This window comes from Rappaport israeli (assembly GCF_001888055.1).
GTDB classification, from domain to species: Bacteria; Pseudomonadota; Gammaproteobacteria; order Cardiobacteriales; family Cardiobacteriaceae; genus Rappaport; species Rappaport israeli.
The window spans coordinates 1-428 of record NZ_LXHZ01000045.1 but is presented as its reverse complement, the minus strand read 5'-3'; the positions used below and the strand labels follow the sequence as shown (position 1 = coordinate 428).

Annotated in this window: 1 protein-coding gene; it reads left to right on the top strand. The window is 40.4% G+C overall.

Going from position 1 to position 428, the window contains the following annotated elements; translation table 11 throughout:
• On the top strand, nt 1-428 hold a 428-nt coding region (locus tag A5N84_RS09280), incomplete at both ends, for an IS982 family transposase (protein ID WP_233120104.1).

Below are 428 nucleotides of genomic sequence, written 5' to 3'. Positions count from 1 at the left end.
CAAATTAAAACCATTTGGAAAACAGCATTCCCCACCATGCCAAGCTACAATCGATTTATCGAATTAGCACAACGTGCATTACCTGCTATGTTGGTTTTTCTCAGTACTCAAATGGGGAAATGTACAGGCATCAGTATCGTGGATTCCACCATCTTATCTGTTTGCCACAATCGTCGAATTCATAGGCATAAAGTGTTTAAAAACATTGCTCAACGTGGCAAAAGCAGCATGGGTTGGTTCTATGGATTCAAACTTCATGCAGTGTTTAATCATGTAGGAGAGCTAGTCAATTTCTGCCTAACGCCAGGCAATGTTGATGACCGTAAAGGCTTACGACAAATGGCAAACAAACTGTTTGGATTGTTGGTTGGGGATAGAGGCTATATCAGCAAAGAGTTAAGCGATTGCTTAGAAAAGAGATACAACAT